12 protein-coding genes are annotated in these 17,011 nt (G+C 66.0%); 4 read left to right on the top strand and 8 right to left on the bottom strand.

What is annotated here, in order from left to right; genetic code table 11:
* Window positions 1-83: 83 nt before the first annotated feature.
* The 3 genes from mutM (at window position 84) to mutY (ending at window position 4,054) form a co-directional block, all read left to right on the top strand.
* Entirely contained in the window at window positions 84-929 is an 846-nt protein-coding gene (gene mutM / locus NX780_RS22750; RefSeq protein ID WP_258830174.1) for a bifunctional DNA-formamidopyrimidine glycosylase/DNA-(apurinic or apyrimidinic site) lyase, read from the top strand.
* Between the two features lie 120 nt (window positions 930-1,049).
* Complete coding sequence (locus tag NX780_RS22745; RefSeq protein ID WP_258830173.1) at window positions 1,050-2,954, top strand: dynamin family protein; 1,905 nt, start codon at window positions 1,050-1,052, stop codon at window positions 2,952-2,954.
* Window positions 2,951-4,054 carry an A/G-specific adenine glycosylase gene (gene mutY / locus NX780_RS22740; protein WP_258830172.1) on the top strand — a complete coding sequence of 368 codons (1,104 nt, stop codon included), beginning with the start codon at window positions 2,951-2,953 and terminating at the stop codon, window positions 4,052-4,054. The genes NX780_RS22745 and mutY overlap by 4 nt, the downstream gene beginning before the upstream one ends.
* Before the next feature lie 122 nt (window positions 4,055-4,176).
* Here the strand turns inward: mutY and NX780_RS22735 are convergent, their stop codons facing one another.
* The 8 genes from NX780_RS22735 to NX780_RS22700 all read right to left on the bottom strand — a co-directional run bounded on the left by NX780_RS22735 (window position 4,177) and on the right by NX780_RS22700 (window position 14,089).
* The gene (locus NX780_RS22735) at window positions 4,177-5,310 is read right to left on the bottom strand and encodes a deoxyguanosinetriphosphate triphosphohydrolase (protein WP_258830171.1); all 1,134 of its coding nucleotides are present in this window, start codon (window positions 5,308-5,310) and stop codon (window positions 4,177-4,179) included.
* 5 nt (window positions 5,311-5,315) lie between these two features.
* Window positions 5,316-6,941 carry a bifunctional shikimate kinase/3-dehydroquinate synthase AroKB gene (aroKB, locus tag NX780_RS22730; RefSeq protein ID WP_370663644.1) on the bottom strand — a complete coding sequence of 542 codons (1,626 nt, stop codon included), beginning with the start codon at window positions 6,939-6,941 and terminating at the stop codon, window positions 5,316-5,318.
* Between the two features lie 121 nt (window positions 6,942-7,062).
* A complete protein-coding gene (locus NX780_RS22725; RefSeq protein ID WP_258830169.1) occupies window positions 7,063-9,018 on the bottom strand; it encodes an Ig-like domain-containing protein in 1,956 nt (651 codons plus the stop codon).
* A gap of 35 nt (window positions 9,019-9,053) precedes the next feature.
* Window positions 9,054-11,210: a type IV pilus secretin PilQ gene (locus tag NX780_RS22720; RefSeq protein ID WP_258830168.1), complete on the bottom strand. Its 2,157-nt coding sequence runs from the start codon at window positions 11,208-11,210 to the stop codon at window positions 9,054-9,056.
* Window positions 11,207-11,749: a pilus assembly protein PilP gene (locus tag NX780_RS22715; protein WP_258830167.1), complete on the bottom strand. Its 543-nt coding sequence runs from the start codon at window positions 11,747-11,749 to the stop codon at window positions 11,207-11,209. Before NX780_RS22715 ends, NX780_RS22720 begins: the two co-directional genes overlap by 4 nt.
* Window positions 11,746-12,411 (bottom strand): type IV pilus inner membrane component PilO, encoded by a 666-nt coding sequence (locus NX780_RS22710; protein WP_258830166.1) that lies wholly within the window; start codon window positions 12,409-12,411, stop codon window positions 11,746-11,748. Before NX780_RS22710 ends, NX780_RS22715 begins: the two co-directional genes overlap by 4 nt.
* Window positions 12,412-12,413: 2 nt before the next feature.
* Window positions 12,414-13,028, bottom strand: coding sequence for a PilN domain-containing protein (locus tag NX780_RS22705; protein WP_258830165.1), 615 nt, complete (start codon window positions 13,026-13,028; stop codon window positions 12,414-12,416).
* Entirely contained in the window at window positions 13,025-14,089 is a 1,065-nt protein-coding gene (locus NX780_RS22700) for a pilus assembly protein PilM (protein WP_258830164.1), read from the bottom strand. The genes NX780_RS22705 and NX780_RS22700 overlap by 4 nt, the downstream gene beginning before the upstream one ends.
* Window positions 14,090-14,605: 516 nt before the next feature.
* Here NX780_RS22700 and NX780_RS22695 point away from each other — a divergent pair.
* Window positions 14,606-16,963: a penicillin-binding protein 1A gene (locus NX780_RS22695; protein ID WP_258830163.1), complete on the top strand. Its 2,358-nt coding sequence runs from the start codon at window positions 14,606-14,608 to the stop codon at window positions 16,961-16,963.
* The last annotated feature ends 48 nt before the right edge of the window (window positions 16,964-17,011 follow it).

Below are 17,011 nucleotides of genomic sequence, written 5' to 3'. Positions count from 1 at the left end.
TGATTCTACGCTCAAGCATGCGCCCGCGTGCACTGCAGCGCCTCTTGACCGCCGCAAACGACTTTACACGAACTTCCTCCCCCATGCCTGAACTGCCAGAAGTAGAAGTCACCCGGCGCGGTGTCGCGCCCCATATCGAAGGCCGCATCGTCGAAACCGCCGTCCTGCGCCGCGAAGGCCTGCGCTGGCCCTTCCCGCCCGACCTGGCCGGATTGCTGGCCGGCCGCCGCATTCTCGGCACGGGCCGGCGCGGCAAATACCTGCTGATCCACTTCGAGCACGGCACCCTGATCGTCCACCTCGGCATGTCCGGCCACCTGCGCGTGCTGCCGCCCGGGATCGAGCCGCGCAAGCACGACCACTTCGACCTGGTGGTCGCCGACCCGAGCCTGGGGCCGCCCAGCCGCCAGGTGCTGCGCCTGCACGACCCGCGCCGTTTCGGCGCCGTGCTCTGGCATGGCAAGGATGAAGGCGAACTGGAAGCGCACATGCTGCTGCGCGGCCTCGGTGTCGAGCCGCTGGGCGATGGCTTTTCCGGCGAGCTGCTGCACCGCGAGACGAGGAAGCGCGGCGCGCCGATCAAGCAGGTGCTGCTGGCCGGCGACATCGTGGTCGGCGTGGGCAATATCTACGCCTGCGAAAGCCTGTTCCGCGCAGGGATCAATCCGAAGACGCCGGCCTCGCGCATCAGCCGCGCCCGCTACGACAGGCTGGCCGAGGCCATCAAGGACATCCTGGCCGCCGCCATCGTGCAGGGCGGCAGCACCTTGAAGGACTTTATTGCAGTAAATGGTCAATCAGGCTATTTCCAGCAGACATATTTCGTCTATGATCGTGCTGGAGTGCCTTGCCGCAACTGTGGTACGCCGGTCCGCCAGATCAAGCAGGGCCAGCGCTCGACGTTCTACTGCGTCCAGTGCCAAAAGTAGGGTGGTCGGCTCCGCCGACCGCGCGTTCAGCCAGTGCAAGCGCAGTGGCGACGCAATCTTTAGTTGAACGCGCGTTCGGCAAGCCGAACACCCTACAAAATCAACGAACGAATAGTGACGATGCAGGATTTTCAACAGTATGGCGCCTGGCGCGCAAAAGTGGCCCAGGCGCTCGACGCCTACGGCACGGCGCTGCGCGAAGCCGGCGCGATCGACGGCGCCGGCGAACAGGGGCTCGAACGGGCCCTGGCGCGCCTGCGCGACGACCGCCTGTCGGTGGCCTTCGTGGCCGAGTTCTCGCGCGGTAAAAGCGAACTGATCAACGCGATCTTCTTCGCCGACTACGGCCAGCGCATCCTGCCCTCCAGCGCCGGCCGCACCACCATGTCCCCGACCGAGCTGCTGTACGACGCCGCCCTGCCGCCCTGCATCCGCCTGCTGCCGATCGAGACGCGTGCGGCCCACCTCTCCACCAGCGACTATCGCGACGACAGCGCCGCCTGGACCGTGCTGCCGCTCGACCTCGATGCGCCCGATCGCATGCAGGAAGCCTTCCGCCAGGTGAGCCTCACGCGCCGCGTGCCGAGCAGCGAGGCACAGGAGTACGGCCTGTGGGACCCGGAAGACCCGGACACCGCCACCAGCGTCGAGGAGGACGGCACGGTCGAGATTCCCCAGTGGCGCCACGCCATCATCAACCTGCCCCACCCGCTGCTCAAGCAGGGCCTGGTGATCCTCGACACGCCGGGCCTGAACGCGATCGGCACCGAGCCGGAACTGACGCTGAACCTGATCCCGAACGCGCACGCGGTGCTCTTCATCCTGGCCGCCGAAACAGGTGTGACGCGCAGCGACATCGAAGTCTGGCGCACCCACATCGGCGCAGGCCCCGGACGCCTGGCGGTACTGAACAAGATCGATGCGATGTGGGACGAGCTGCGCACGCCTGAACAGAACGATGCCGAGATCGCGCGCCAGCAGGCGGACGTGGCCAGGGCCCTGGGCCTGGACAGCGCGCGCGTGTATCCCGTGTCGGCGCAGAAGGCCCTGGTCGGCAAGATCAACGGCGACATGGCCCTGTTCGAGAAGAGCCGCATGGGGGCGCTGGAAGCGGCACTGTTCCACGACCTGATCCCGGCGCGCAAGGACATCGTCCGCCGCCAGCTGCGCCAGGACCTCGAGCTGCTCGCGGCCGGCGAAAAGACCTTCGGCGCGGCGCGCATGCGCGACCTCGTCGAGCAGCTGCAGGAACTGAAAAGCCTGCGCGGCAAGAACAAGGGCGTGATCGCCCACATGATGCGCCGCGTCGACATGGAGAAGAAGGAGTTCGACGCCAGCCTGCTGAAACTGCAGGGCACCCGCGCCGTGTTCGCGCGCCTGTCCACCGAGCTGTACTCGACCCTGGGCATGGACCACGTCGCGGCGCAAGCCGACACGGTACGCGCGGGGATGGCCGCCGCCCGCTTCGCGACCGGCATGCGCGGCCCCGTGCGCGACTACTTCACCGCCGCGCGCACCAGCCTGGATGCGTCCCAGGCCAAGGTCGAGGAGATCGGCGCCATGATGGACAGCATGACGCGCAAATTCTCGGCCGAGCATGGCCTGGCCCTGTCCGGCCCCATGCCGCTGTCGCTCGAGCGCTACCGGCGCGAGATCGATGAGGTCGAAACGCTGTTCCTGAAGCAGTTCGGCACCGCCACCCTGCTCATCACCAGCCGCGCCACGCTGATGGAACGCTTCATCGACTCCATCGTCTCGCGCGTGAAGCGCAGCTACCAGGCCGCGAATGCCGATGCCGAAGCCTGGCTGAAGATCCTGATGGCGCCGCTGGAGACGGCGATCCGCCAGCACCGCGAGCAGCTGCGTCACCGCCTGGCCTCGATCGAACGCATCCACGACGCCACCGATAGCCTGGAGCAGAAGATCACCGCCTTCGAGGCCACCCAACTGGAATGGGAAGGCCGGCGCGCCCACCTGGCCGACATGGCCACGCAGGTCGCCGCCGTCCTGGAGCAGGCGGCATGAAGCGTCTCACCGAATTCGACCAGCTGGCCGACCCGACCTTCTCCCAAGCGGTGATCGACTGGCAGCGCAGCCACGGCCGCCACACGCTTCCCTGGCAGAACACGACGGATGCCTACCGCATCTGGCTGTCCGAGATCATGCTGCAGCAGACCCAGGTCGCCGCGGTGCTCGGCTATTACGCGCGTTTCCTGGAACGCTTCCCGACCGTGCAGGCACTCAGCGAAGCGCCGGGCGAGGATGTGATGGCCCACTGGAGCGGCCTTGGCTACTACACCCGCGCGCGCAACCTGCACGCCTGCGCCAAGCGCGTGGTGCAGGACTACGGCGGCGTCTTCCCGAGCGACCCGGCCCTGCTGGCCGACCTGCCGGGCATCGGCCGCTCCACCGCCGCCGCCATCGCCGCCTTCTCCAGCGGCGCGCGCGCCGCCATCCTGGACGGGAACGTCAAGCGCGTCTTCGCGCGGGTGTTCGGCATCGACCAGTATCCGGGCGAGAAAAAGGTCGAAGACGCCCTGTGGCGCCGCGCCGACGCGCTGCTGCCGGAAGCAGGAATCGAATCCTATACCCAGGGCCTGATGGACCTGGGCGCCACCCTGTGCACCCGTTCGCGCCCCGCCTGCGAGCGCTGCCCCCTGCAGGCGCGCTGCGTGGCCTACGCCACCGGCCGCACGGCGGAGCTGCCCGTGCGCAAACCAAAGAAGGCCAATCCGGAAAAGCGGGCCAGCATGCTGGTCGTGATCGACCGCGGGCAGGTGCTGCTGGAGCAGCGTCCGGGGACCGGGATCTGGGGTGGACTGCTGTCGCTGCCGGAAGTGGATGGGCACCTGGGGGTCGAGGTGGATGCCATGCCGGGGTCCGAAGTCGCAGCCGCGGCGGCGCAGTTCGGGACGGTGGACGAAGTGCAGGCCTTGCGGCCGCTGGTGCATGTGTTCACGCACTACAAGCTGCACATCCATCCCTGGCAGGTGCACCTGTCGGCGCGTGGCGGTGCAACCGGTCGGCACCTGTGGTGGGACCTGCAGCGCATCGAGGAGGCGCCGCTGCCGGCGCCGGTCAAGAAGTTGCTGGTGGAGCTGGCGACGCCGGGGTTGTTTGGGTAGGGTGGACGGCTTCGCCGTCCGCGCGTTCAACTCACGGATGCACTGTGGAGACCTTGTCTGTAGCTGAACGCGCGGACGTTCGTCATTCCGGGCACTGCCCGGAATGACCCCGTCCACCCTACTTAGAAATGATCGAGCGAGAAAATCCGCCGATGCTCGCGGATCGCATACCGGTCCGTCATCCCCGCAATGTAGTCCGCGATCTTCCGCGCTTGCCGCATCGGATCTCCCTCCACCTGGTAATCGTTCGGCAGCAGCACCGGATCCTGCAGGAAGGCCTCGAACAGCTCGCGCACGATGCGGCTGGCTTTGACGCGCATGCGGTTGACCTGGAAGTGGCGGTAGAGGTTGGCGTACAGGAAGCGCTTGAGCGCCGTGGTCTCGCCGCGCATCTGCGGCGAGAAGCGGATCAGGGGCGGGCCGGCGCGCACGTCGTCGATGCTCCGCGGCGCCGCTTCCGCGATCAGTGCCCGTGAGGTCTCGACCAGGTCGGCCGTCATCGCCGTGATCGTCAGGCGGATCGTCTCGTACAGCGCGCGCCGTCCCGGCAGGCCGGGATACTGGGTCTCCACCATGTGCCGGTGACGCGCGAACAGCTCCACCTCTTCCATCTGCGCCATGGTGAGCAGGCCCGAACGCAGGCCGTCGTCGATGTCGTGGTTGTTGTACGCGATCTCGTCGGCCAGGTTGGTCAGCTGCGCTTCCAGGCTGGGCTGGCTGCGGTCCATGAAGCGGCGTCCCAATTCTCCGAGCTGGCGCGCATTGGTGAGCGAGCAGTGCTTGAGGATGCCCTCGCGCGTCTCGAACGTCAGGTTCAGGCCGTCGAAGGCGCCGTAGTGCTCTTCCAGCTCGTCCACCACGCGCAGGCTTTGCAGATTGTGCTCGAAGCCGCCGTAGTCCTTCATGCATTCGTTGAGCACGTCCTGGCCCACGTGGCCGAAAGGCGTGTGGCCGAGGTCGTGCGCCAGCGCGGTGGCTTCGACCAGGTCTTCGTTGAGCTGCAGGCTGCGCGCCAGTGTGCGGCCGATCTGCGCGACTTCGATGCTGTGCGTGAGGCGGGTGCGGAACAGGTCGCCCTCGTGGTTGAGGAAGACCTGGGTTTTGTATTCGAGCCGGCGGAAGGCGGTCGAGTGGATGATGCGGTCGCGGTCGCGCTGGAACTCGCTGCGCGACCCTGCCGGCGGCTCGATGTGGGTCCGGCCGCGCGACTTCGACGAATGGGCTGCGTAGGGGGCAAGGCGTGCGTCGAAGTCCATGGCGTTCATCCTTTCACGCAGCCGTCCAGTGTGGCCCGCAGGGTCTCCAGCGGGACGGTGGTGATCGCGGGACTGCCCAGGGGCTTGAGCAAGATGAACTTGATCGCCCCGCCCTCGTTCTTCTTATCGACCGCCATCAGTTCGATCCAGCGATCAATGCCGAGATCCGGCGCGACGGTCGGCAGGCCTGCCGCCTTCACCAGCGCGCGCACGCGTTCCACCGTGGCGGCATCGATCAGGCCCAGGCGTGCCGACAGGTCGGCCGCCATCACCATGCCGCAGCCGACGGCTTCGCCGTGCAGCCAGTTGCCGTAGCCGAGGCCCGATTCGATCGCGTGGCCGAAGGTGTGGCCGAAGTTCAGCACGGCGCGCAAGCCGCCTTCGCGTTCGTCCTTGCGCACCACGTCCGCCTTGATCTCGCAGGACCGTGCGATCGCGTAGGCCATGGCCTGCGGTTCGCGCGCCACGAGTTTGTCGATGTTCTGTTCGATCCAGGCGAAATACTCGGCGTCGAGGATGGCGCCGTGCTTGATCACTTCGGCCAGGCCGGCCGACAGCTCGCGCGCCGGCAGGGTGTCGAGGGTGGCGGTGTCGGCGATCACGGCGCGCGGCTGGTAAAACGCGCCGATCATGTTCTTGCCCAGCGGGTGGTTGATGCCGGTCTTGCCGCCCACCGAGGAATCGACCTGCGACAGCAGGGTGGTCGGCACCTGGACGAAGGGCACGCCGCGCATGTAGCTGCTGGCGGCAAAGCCCGTCAGGTCGCCGATCACGCCACCGCCCAGCGCCACCAGGGTGGTCTTGCGGTCGCAGCGGTTTTGCAAGAGCGCGTCGTACACGAGATTGAGCGACTCCCAGTTCTTGTGTTCTTCGCCGTCCGGCAGCACGATCTCGACCACCTCGCGCCCTTGCGCGCGCAAGGCGCCGGCGACCTTCTCGAGGTAGAGCGGCGCGACGGTGGTGTTGGTGACGATGGCGACCTTGCCGCCGTCGATGTGGCGGTTCAGCAGGGCGCTGTCGCCGAGAAGGTCGGGGCCGATGGCGATCGGATAGCTGCGCTCGCCGAGTTCGACGTTGAGGATGGTGGGTGCCTGTTCGTTCATTGCGTCCTTGCCCAGCCGGCGCACGCAGGCCGCCGTGCGGGCGGCGTCCAGCGCGGCGAGCTGGTCCAAAATAGTCTGTACCATCGATTGTACGTTAGGTCGGCCGGTATCGATGACCAGGTCCGCAATCTCGCGGTACAGGGGGTCCCGCTGGGCCAGCAGCTCCTCCAGCTTGGCGCGCGGATCCGCCGTCTGCAGCAGGGGACGGTTCTTGTCGTGGGAGGTGCGCTGCAGGATGCTGCCGATCGAGGCGCGCAGGTAGATCACGGTGCCGCGCTCGGCCAGCAGGGCGCGGCTGGCCGGGTTCAGCACGGCGCCGCCGCCGGTGGCCAGCACCAGGTCGTCCTGGCTGCTGAGTTCGCGGATCATGTCCGCCTCGCGGCGCCGGAAGCTGGCTTCGCCCTCGATCTCGAAGATCCAGGGGATGGTCGCGCCGGTGCGCGCTTCAATCTCGTGGTCGGAGTCGACGAAGCGTTTGCCGAGCTTGCGCGCGAGCTGGCGCCCGATGGTGGTCTTCCCTGCTCCCATCAGGCCGACCAGGAAGATGTTGTTGCTCTTTGGATGAGGCACTGCCAGGTCCGCGGAAATAAAAAAAGACGGCCAGTATAGACTGGCCGCCTCTTTTTGCGTCAAACCTTGTGTCGAAACGTCAAGAGCAGCGGAAGGAAACCTTGAAAGGAATCGAGGTCGTGCTGCCCAGGGGCGTCGTCACCGTCACATCGAAAGTCGCGACGCTGCTGGCCGTGCATGGCTTGGGGCCATCGCTGCTGATCGTGAAACGGTGAGTCGAACCCTGCGGGCCGCTGACGTTGTTGCCAGTATGATCGTCCACCCCGGCCGCGTTGTGCGGCAGAATGTTCGGCACGGCGCCCGGAACGACGCCGACGACGGTCGCATTGGCGACCCCAGTCACCTGCACGGTGGAGCCGGCCGGCAGCGGATTCATGTTCAGGTCGTTGAGCTGCAGCGTGAAGACCAGGGGATCGTTCGCCGGAACGGGACCGATTTCCACCGTCTGGTTCGGAAGCTCTGTCTTCGAGCCGTTCAGGAAGATGTGGTCGGCAAAGCTTCCGCTGAAGAAGATCGCTGTCTTGCCGAACTGAGTGTTGGTTCCGTCGGTCGTGCTGGCGCAGATTGTCGCAACTCCCGGGCGGGTGCTGTCTGGGCTCGAGCCAGGCCCCGTATTGCAGGGCGTTGCGGGGGTGTTCGGCTGGGCAACGCGCGGATTCTGCGTGCGGAAATCAACCGAACAGCCGCCGTTGACGGTCGTGCAACCACCCCGGTCGGACGAGCCGATTGCGCCGAGATTAGTCTGGAAGACGATCGGCGTGCCGTCGGCGACCGGATTTCCAGACTGGTCCGCCAGCAGGATTCTAACTACACTTGCCGGCGTCACCGGGCCACTGTCGACGCGCCAACCTTCGACGTTCGCACGCGTCGTGCTCAGTGACAAGGAGCGCTGCACCGGCAGACCGGTTGTCACGACGATCGAGTCCGATAGGGTGAAGATATTCGGACGGGTGGCGTTCGCGGTGCCCGGTAGAGTAGCCTGGACCCGGAAAGTCGTCGGGGTATCAAGCGAATTGACCGTGGTAATGACCTCACCATTCTGGTCAGTCGTGTCGCTCCGCTTGTTGATGGTGACCGCGCCATTCGGCACAACCGAGAATTCCACGGCCTGTCCCACGAGAGGACGATCGAACACGTCAAAAACGCGGAAGCGCAGTGTGGCGGTCTCGGTACGATTGATGCCGCCCTGGCCGCGGATCACGATGGACTTATCCACCGGCGCGGCCGAGACGAATTGCACAGATGCCGCAGCTGGCGGGGCGATTTGCAAGCTGGCAGTCACCGGCGTATTGACGCCGTCCGCCGATGCCGTGATCACGTCATTGTTGCCGCAGCCCTGGTCGCGATAGACCGCCCTGGCTGTGCCCTGATTAGTCGTTGCGGTGGCGACCAGCGTTGCCTTGCCTGCGGCGACACAGGCGGAGCTGAGCCGCACGGTGATCTGCTGCGAGGTGTACAACGCGCCGTCGGCCAGGACATCGACCGATACATCGGTCGAGCCGTAGGCCGGAATGCTGGATTGCGATAGGCGCAGCGTGCTGAAGGACAGCGCGGTAGCGCCGACCGAATAGTTCCCTTCGCTGGTAACCGTGGTTCCGGCGACGGCCGTAGTCGCAGTCACCTTGCCGGCGCCGCTGGCCGAAAGGCTGGCGGTGCGCATTGTAACGGTAGCGACACCGTTCGCGTCCGTCAGGCTAGTGCCGGCGGTCGGCGAAAACACGGCGAGCTCATTGTCAGTGGCGAACGAAACAAGCGCGTTCGGGACCGGTTTACCGGCCGAGTCGCGGACCGTCGCCTGTACCGTCAGCGGGGTAGCGCCGGTGAGCGAGTTGCTCGCCTGTCCACTCGCATTGACGAAGGTGATCGCCACGGTCGGCGTCGCGGGCGCGGTTGGTGATCCGCCACCGCCGCCATTGCCACTCCCATTGCCGCCCACGGTCGTGCCGGGATCCCCGCCACCGCCGCCGCAGGCGGACAGGACCGCCACCAACAGCAGGGTCATGCCGGTATTCAGGTACTTCGTTTTTTTGTTCATTTTGAAGCCGTGTTTATGTTGAAAAAAGCTGATGATCAGCGGCCGACTTCGGCCACGATCTTCGGCGTGATGAACACCAGCAGTTCGGTCTTGGTGCTCTCGCGGCCGGTCGACTTGAACAGGTAGCCGAGCACCGGCACGTCGCCCAGCACCGGCACCTTGTTCTCGTTGTTGCGCTCGGTCTGCTGGTAGATACCGCCCAGCACCACCGTGCCGCCGTTCTCCACCATCACCTTGGTCTTCACGTGCTGGGTGTTGATGGCCGGGCCGGCGCGGGTCTCTTCGCCCTTGCTGTCCTTGTTGACGTCCACCTCGAGCACGACGTTGCCGTCCGGGGTGATCTGCGGCGTCACCTCGAGGCGCAGGTTGGCCTTCTTGAAGGTGATCGAGGTCGCGCCGCTGCTGGTGGCGACCTGGTAAGGCAGTTCGATACCCTGCTCGATCACGGCGATCTGCTTGTCCTCGGTGACCACGCGCGGGCTCGAGATGATCTTGCCCTTGCCGTCCGCTTCCAGCGCCGACAGCTCCAGGTTCAGGAAGCGGTTGGCGGCCGAGGAGAACAGGCTGAAGGCGATCGAGGGCGCCGAGGCGCCGCCGATCGCGGCCGCCGGCAGGTTGACCAGGGTGGTGTTGGTGTAGCCGTCGCCGGTGTCCGGGGTCTGGCCCGTCACCTGGCCCACGCCGGTCAGGTTGCCGCCGATGGCGACGCGCTCGTTGCCCTTGACCGCCCAGCCGGTGTCGCCGCCGCGCAGGGTGCGCAGGTCGGCGAAACCGAGCTTGGCGCCCAGGTTGCGCGAGAAGCCGTCGTTCGCTTCCACCAGGCGCGCTTCGATCAGCACCTGCTTGGAAGCCACGTCGGTCTTCTGGATCAGTTTGCGGATGTCCTCGATCTTGGACGCGATGTCGGTCACGAACATCTGGTTGGTGCGCGGATCGATGATGGCGCTGCCGCGCTTGGACAGCACGCGGTTCTTGCTGTCGCCGGTCGAACCGCCGCTGGCGTCGATGCCGAACACGGTACGGAAGGCCTCGACCTTCTGGTAGTTCAGCTGGAAGATCTCGGAACGCAGCGGCTCGAGGTCGGCGATCTGGGCGCGCTGCTCGAGCTCGAGCTTTTCCTTGGTCAGCAGTTCTTCCTTGGGCGCGATCCACAGCACGTTGCCGTTCTTGCGCATGTCCAGGCCCTTGGCCTGCAGGACCACGTCGAGGGCCTGGTCCCAGGGCACGTCGCGCAGGCGCAGGGTCAGGTTGCCGGTGACGGAATCGCTGGTGATGATGTTCAGGCCCGAGATGTCGGCGATCGCCTGCAGGGCGGCGCGCACGTCGACGCTCTGGAAGTTGAAGGAGAGCTTCTCGCCGCGGTAGCCGGTGGTGCCCTGGGCCAGGCGGTTCGGGTCTTCCTTGATCGGACGCACGTCGACCACCAGCTGGGTGTCGCTCTGGTAGACCGACTGTTCCCACAGGCCCTGGGCGTCGATGGTCATGCGGGTGTTCTCGCCCTGCGGGCTTGTCGTGATGCGCGACACCGGGGTGCCGAAATCGGTCACGTCGAGGCGGCGGCGCAGGGTCGCCGGCACGCCGGTGCGCAGGAAGTCGACGATGATCTGGTTGCCGGCCTGGCGCACGTCGACGCCGGTCTGGCCGTTCGGCAGGTCGACCACGATGCGGCCTTCGCCGTTGGCGCCGCGGCGGAAGTCGAGGTCGCGCAGCATTTGACGTGCGCTTGGTGCGTGCGCGCTGGAAGCCGGTGCGGCGGCGGCCACGGCCTGGGCGCCGCCCGGGCCTTCGACGGTGACGCGCACCGACTTGCCGTCGATGGCGGTGCTGTAGTTCAGCGGTCGCGCCAGGTTCAGCACCAGGCGGGTGCGCTCGCCGGCCTGCACCACGTTCAGGCTGCGCACGTCGCCCAGGTTGATGTCCTGGGCCGACTTGCCGGTGGCGTTGCTGGTGGCGCCGAAGTCCAGCGCGATGCGCGCCGGATTGGTGATCGAGAAGCCGATCGGCGGCTTCGCCATGGCTTCGCGCATGGCGATCTGCAGGACCACGTTGGGGCCTTGCTGGGTGGCGGTGATCGATTCGATCGCATTGCTCTGCGCGGCCACCGTACCGGCTCCCAGAGCCAGCAGCAGTGCGACGCCGCAGCGCGCCAGCCAGCCTGGCACGACAATGCGCATGTTCATGGTTTGGGTCATTTCCCGCTCTCCTTGCTTTCCGCCAGCTCGATCGTCGCCTTGCGCTCGACCCAGTCGCCGGTGGCGTCCTGCACTACTTCCCTGATGTCGATCGCGCCTTCACTGATACGCGTGACCAACCCGTGATTCTGGCCGATGCGCTGGCCGGCCTTGACCTGGTGGATCGAGGTGTCGATCTGCACCAGCGCGTAACTGACGCCGCCCTTCTGCAGCGTGCCCACCATCCGCATCGTGTCGAGCGGGTAGTTCTCGAGCACTTCGCGCGGACGGTTGGCGTCCGGCGCCAGCGGATTGGTGGTCGTCGCCGCCACCCGCTGCATTTCATTGAGCAGCTTGGCCTCGCTGAAGGGCTCGATCGCGCCTTCCGGATCGTAGGCATAGGGCACGAATTCCTTCGGCTCCGGCAGCGGCTTGACTGCAGGCGTGGTCTCGCGCTTGACCTGCTCCATCCAGTCGCGCACTTCCTTGACGTCGCCGTCGCCGCAGCCCGCGAGCAGCAGGCCGGAGGCAAGCAGGGCGCACATTTTCTTCAGCATCATGCGCCCCCCTTCTTCTTCATCTTCTCTTCGCGCGCTTTCTTCTTCTGGGCCGCGATCTCCTCGGGGTCCAGGTAGCGGAAGGTCTTGGCCACGGCTTCCAGCTGCAGGACGCCGTCCTTGGTGCTGACCGCCATATTGTTGAGCGTGACGATGCGCGGCAGGTTGGCCATGTCGGCGGCGAACGCGCCGACGTCGTTGTACTTGCCGGTCACCTTGACGTCGATCGGCTGCTCGGCGTAGTAGTCGCGCACGACTTCCGCGCCCGGCTTGAACAGCTCGAACTGCAGGCCGCGGCCGACGCCGGCCTGGTTGATGTCGGACAGCAGGTCCGCCATCTCCGACTTGCTCGGCAACTGCTTCTCGAGGCGTTCGACATACATGTCGACCTGGGCCTTCTGCGCCTGCAGCGCTTCCAGGTTGATCGCCTGGGCCATCTTCATGCGGTATTCGTCGCGCAGCCGCACTTCTTCGGCGGCGCCCTGTTCCTGGGTCTCGAACTGGCCGCTCCAGTAGAAGAAGTAGCCCAGGCCCGTCACGAAGGCCATCACGCCGGCGGCGCACAAGAGGCGCGGGGCCAGCGGCCACTGGCCGGGCTGGCGGCCCTGCAAGTCCTGGAATTGCGCGGCCAGCTGGGAGCCGAGGTCTTTGAGATCGATATTCATGGTCATGGTGCCTTCGCGACGGCGGCGGCGCCTGGCTTGGCCGCTGTGTCTTCCTGCTCGCGCGGACGCTTGATCGCCACGTCCATCTGGAACTCGACGACCTTGCGGCCGGTCTTGCTCTGGCCCAGGGTGGCGACCTTCACTTCGGTCAGGTTCGGGCGTTCCAGCCAGGGCGAGCCGCCGGACACGTTGCGCAGCAGCTCGGCCACGCGTTCCTGCGACTGGGCGTAGCCGTTCAGGGTGACCAGCTGGCCGTTCTGGCGGAAGGATTTCAGGTACACGCCCTCGGGGGTCTGGCGCACCAGTTCATCGAGCAGGTAGACCGGCTGGTTGCGGTCGCCCTGCAGGTCCTCGACCGCCTGCTGGCGCGCCTTCAGGGCCTCGATTTCTTCCTTCAGGGTCTTGATGTCGGCGATCTTCTTGTCCAGTTCCGCGCTGGCGGTCTTGAGCACCAGGTTGCGCTCGTCCTGGACCGCGATGCGGCTGGCGTTCCAGGCGCCGACCAGCAGCACGATGGCCGCGCCGGCGACGCCGCCCAGCGCCATCAGGGCAACAAAAGCCGCCTGCTTCTGCTTGCGCTTGGCTTCGCGGTGGGGTAACAGGTTAATGCGGATCATCCGAACCTCCGCAGGGCCAGGCCGCAGGCCACCAGGTAGGCGGCGCCTTCCTGGCGCAGCTGCTGTTCGCGCACCAGCGGGCCGTAGCTCATGCCTTCGAAAGGCGCCACGATGCTGCTCGGGATGCGGGTGCGGCTGCCGATCAGTTCCAGCAGGCCCGGCAGGCAAGCGCAGCCGCCGGCCAGGTACAGCTGGTCGATCCGGGTGTAGGGCGTCGAGGTGAAGAAGAACTGGATGGCGCGCGTGATTTCCAGCGCGGCGCTTTCCAGGAAGGGGTTGAGGATGTCGGCCCGATAATTCTCCGGCAGGTCGCCGGCCTTCTTGCGCGATTCGGCTTCCTCGAAGGAGAGGCCGTAGGCGCGCACGATGTCCTGGGTCAGCGCGTTGCCGCCGAAGGGCTGCTCGCGCTCGTAGATGGTTTCGCCGTTCTGCAGCACCGACACGTGGGTGGCCTGGGCGCCGATCTGGAACAGGGCGATGATCTGTTCCGGCCTGGCGCCGGCCACGCGATCCAGCGCGGCGCGCGCGGCGTAGGATTCGATGTCCATCACGGTGGCGGTGAGGCCGGCCGCTTCGGCGATCGCCACGCGGTCCTCGACCTTCTCGCGGCGCGCGGCGGCCAGCATGACTTCCATGTCCTCGGCGGAGTTGGGCGCTTGCCCGATCACGTCGAAGTCGAGGCTGACCTCGTCCAGCGCGAAGGGGATGTACTGGCTGGCTTCGGATTCGACCTGCACTTCCAGCTGGTCTTCCGACATGCCGGCCGGCAGGATGATTTTCTTGGTGATGACGGAGGCCGGCGGCATGCCGAGCGCGACCAGCCTGGCGCGGGTGCCGCTTTTCTTCCAGACGCGGCGCACGGCCTCGGACACCTGGTCGATGTTTTCGATATTGCCATCGACGACCGCGCCACGCGGCAGCGGTTCGGCCGCATAGCGCTCCAGGCGCAGTTCGCCCCTGCCGGCGTCGGCCAGCTCGACCAGGCGGACGCCTGACGTGCTGATGTCGAGTCCGGCCAAAGGCGGACTGGACTTTCCGAACAAGGAACTGAGATTGATCACGAGCGTACTCCCTGGCTGCCCTTCCCGTTTTCCACGGGATTCGATGTTGAACGCCCGCGGACGGGAAATTCTTTCAATAAAACCGATACCTGAACCTATCCCGATGGGGATGGGGAAGTTGATAGCGATGCATGGCAAGCGGGGGCAAGGCGCGAGGAGGCCGCATGGCTGGCCATGCAACGACGAGCAACGCAGCACCCGCTTGTCAGGCGCGCTAGCAACGACTCATCCCTGTCGGGATAGGTTCTTAGTGCATATATATGAGGCACCGCGTTAGATCGTAGCGAAAAGGATGCACCCGGACAAGATATTTCTATGAGGGAACAAGGCATTCCGGGGCGTGCGCGCCACACTCTGGCGCAGAGTGTTATCACCCCTGCCACGACCGTTTCCAGCTTGATATTGACGAGCGTTTGTTTGGCGACATTTTGGCTCAGCCGTGCGGATATCCCCTGCCAATCGTGTGACTTATAATGGGTCGATTAACGGAGTAAAGTTTATTCAGCGAAAGCCAGCATGAAAGAGAAACAATCTTCCGGTAAGGCATCGGGCAAATCCGGTTCCCCCGCCCCATCGAAATACAGTCCGAAACGCCTGGTCCTGATGGCCATCGGCGCCATCACCGGCCTGGCCGTGATCGGCGTGCTGGTGCTGGTGTTCGCCCTCGCGATGGCCTACCCCAACCTGCCCGCGCTCGACACCATCACCGACTACCGCCCCAAGATGCCGCTGCGGATCTTCACCGCCGATAACGTCCTGATCGGCGAGTTCGGCGAGGAGCGCCGCACCCTGGTGCATTTCAAGGACATCCCGGACGTGATGAAGAAGGCCGTGCTCTCGATCGAGGACGACCGCTTCTACCAGCACAGCGGCATCGATTACTGGGGCATCCTGCGCGCCGTGTTCAAGAACGCCACCGGCGGCTCGCGCCAGGGCGCCTCGACCATCACCCAGCAGGTCGCGCGCAACTTCTTCCTCTCCTCCGAACAGACCTTCAAGCGCAAGGCCTACGAGGCGATGCTGGCCTGGAAGATCGAGAAGAACCTCAGCAAGGACCAGATCCTCGAGCTCTACATGAACCAGATCTACCTGGGCCAGCGCGCCTTCGGCTTCCAGTCGGCGGCCCAGATCTACTTCGGCAAGGACCTGCGCGACATCAGCGTGGCCGAAGCCGCGATGCTGGCCGGCCTGCCGAAAGCGCCCTCCGCCTACAACCCGGTCGTCAACCCGACCCGCGCCCGGACCCGCCAGCAGTACATCCTGCAGCGCATGCACGACCTGGGCTACATCACCGACGCCCAGTACCAGCAGGCCAAGAACGAGCCGCTCAAGATCAAGACCGACAGCACCGCCTTCGGCGTGCACGCCGAGTACGTGGCCGAGATGGCGCGCCAGCTGGTCTACGAGCAGTTCAAGGAAGACACCTACACGCGCGGCCTGAACGTGTTCACCACCATCACCAAGGCCGACCAGGACGCGGCCTATCTCGCGGTGCGCCGCGGCGTGATGGACTACGAGCGCCGCCACCCCTACCGCGGCCCGGAATCATATATCGAGATCCCGAGCGACAAGGGCGAAGCCGACGAGGCCATCGAGGCCGAGCTGGCCGAGCACCCGGACAGCGACAACATCGTGGCCGCCATCGTGCTGCAGGCGTCCCCAAGCCAGGTGACCGCCACCATCGCCTCGGGCGAGACCATCAAGATGAGCGGTCCGGGCCTGGCCTTCGCCAAGGCCTGGCTGTCCGAGAAGGCCGCGCCGAACCGCCGCATCCGCCGCGGCGCCGTGATCCGCGTGATGCAGGACGACGAATCGAAGTGGGTCATCACCCAGATGCCGGAAGTGGAATCCGCCTTCGTGGCGGCCAGCACCGAGGACGGCGCGATCCGCGCGCTGGTCGGCGGCTTCGACTTCAACCGCAACAAGTTCAACCACGTGACACAGGCCTGGCGCCAGCCGGGTTCCTCGTTCAAGCCCTTCATCTATTCGGCTTCGCTGGAACGCGGCCTGTCGCCGGCGACCATCGTCAACGACGCCCCGATCTCGTTTGACGCCGGCCAGACCGGCGGCCAGGCATGGGAACCGAAGAACTACGACAACAAGTACGAAGGCCCGATGACCATGCGGCGCGGCCTGACCCAGTCGAAGAACATGGTCTCGATCCGCATCCTGAACAAGATCGGCGCGCGCTACGGCCAGGAATTCGCGACCCGCTTCGGCTTCGATGCCGAGCGCAACCCGGCCTACCTGACCCTGGCTCTTGGCGCCGGTTCGACCACGCCGCTGCAGATGGCCGGGGCGTACGCCGTCTTCGCCAACGGCGGCTACCGCATCAGCCCCTACCTGATCTCGAAGGTGACCGACGCCGACGGCAAGGTGCTGTCGGAGGCGCGTCCGGAACGCGCCGGCATCGAGGCCAACCGCGTGATCGACGCGCGCAATGCCTTCCTGGTCGACAGCATGCTCAAGGACGTGGTGCGCTACGGTACCGCGGCCAAGGCGATGGCGCTCAAGCGCACCGACCTGGCGGGCAAGACCGGCACCACCAACGACTCGATCGACGCCTGGTTCGCCGGCTACAACCCGAAGCTGGTGGGCATCGCCTGGATCGGCTACGACCAGCCGAAGAACCTCGGCAACCGCGAGACCGGCGGCGGCCTGGCCCTGCCGATCTGGATCGGCTACATGAGCAAGGCCCTCAAGGGCGAGCCGAACGTGGAGCGCGAAGTGCCGCCGGGACTGATCCTGGCCAATGGCGAGTACTACTACGCCGAGATGCCGCCAGGCACCGGGGTGGCGACGCTGGACGTCGGTCCGCCGCCGGCGCCGGCGGAGCAGAAGCAGCGCGACGCGGTCAGGAACGAATTGTTCTGAGTTCGACCGACGGGCAAGCAAACGGCAGCCGAGGCTGCCGTTTTTCTT

The organism is Massilia agri (assembly GCF_024753255.1).
Lineage (GTDB): Bacteria > Pseudomonadota > Gammaproteobacteria > Burkholderiales > Burkholderiaceae_D > Telluria > Telluria agri.
Note: the sequence above shows the minus strand (reverse complement) of the source record. Positions and strands in the feature narration are given on the sequence as shown.